The sequence below is a fragment of the Metaplanococcus flavidus genome (assembly GCF_042675885.1).
Taxonomy (GTDB): Bacteria; Bacillota; Bacilli; order Bacillales_A; family Planococcaceae; genus Planococcus; species Planococcus flavidus.
The window spans coordinates 1-824 of sequence record NZ_JBHTKI010000031.1 but is presented as its reverse complement, the minus strand read 5'-3'; the positions used below and the strand labels follow the sequence as shown (position 1 = coordinate 824).

The window sequence follows — 824 nt, the reverse complement described above, 5'->3', positions numbered from 1 at the left end:
GATCAAACTCTCCATTATAGAGTAGTTGATTGCTCAAATACTTGCTGGCGCATCGCCGTCCGAAGACAAGCGATTCGCTTTGATCTGCACGAATGCTGATCAGTAGTAAGTCACGAACCCAAGTTGTTCGAAGGCTGTGCTCCGATCGCCAAAGGCGACCCTTGCAAAAGCCGTTCTCGCGCCAAGGCGCTCGTGACGTCTTTCGTTGACGTTTTGCTGTTCAGTTTTCAAGGTTCAAAATAAATTATGGAGCGGGTGGGGGGAATCGAACCCCCATCATCAGCTTGGAAGGCTGAGGTTTTACCACTAAACTACACCCGCATTAAAATGTATTATATAGAAGGAAAATTGGTGCGCCCGAGAGGACTCGAACCTCTAACCGCTTGATTCGTAGTCAAGTACTCTATCCAATTGAGCTACGGGCGCAATGGGAATACGTTATGGTGCGGCCGAGAAGAGTCGAACTTCCACGGGATTTCTCCCACTAGGCCCTCAACCTAGCGCGTCTGCCATTCCGCCACGACCGCATAAAATTATTTTAGCGACAAGTTATATTATAATCTTTCACTCGTTGAAAGTCAATAGCATCAATTAATTTATTCTTGATAACATAATCCCTGTTTTATTTACTGAGATTAAAGTGGCTGGGGTACCTGGATTCGAACCAGGGCATGACGGGATCAAAACCCGTTGCCTTACCGCTTGGCTATACCCCAATAAAAAATGGCGGTCCCGACCGGGATCGAACCGGCGATCTCCTGCGTGACAGGCAGGCATGTTAACCGCTACACCACGGGACCATTTGGTTGCGGGGGCAGGATTTG

The 824-nt window shown here is 48.3% G+C and carries 5 tRNA genes; all 5 read right to left on the bottom strand.

Annotated features, from left to right (window positions below):
* Positions 1-247: 247 nt before the first annotated feature.
* The 5 genes from ACFQ1X_RS15430 to ACFQ1X_RS15410 all read right to left on the bottom strand — a co-directional run bounded on the left by ACFQ1X_RS15430 (position 248) and on the right by ACFQ1X_RS15410 (position 800).
* A tRNA-Gly gene (locus tag ACFQ1X_RS15430) sits at positions 248-321 on the bottom strand.
* Between the two features lie 28 nt (positions 322-349).
* Positions 350-426, bottom strand: a tRNA-Arg gene (locus tag ACFQ1X_RS15425).
* A 15-nt stretch (positions 427-441) separates the two neighbouring features.
* Positions 442-527 (bottom strand) — tRNA-Leu (locus tag ACFQ1X_RS15420).
* 114 nt (positions 528-641) lie between these two features.
* Positions 642-716 (bottom strand) — tRNA-Gln (locus ACFQ1X_RS15415).
* A gap of 8 nt (positions 717-724) precedes the next feature.
* Positions 725-800: transfer RNA gene (locus ACFQ1X_RS15410), tRNA-Asp, on the bottom strand.
* Positions 801-824 lie beyond the last annotated feature (24 nt).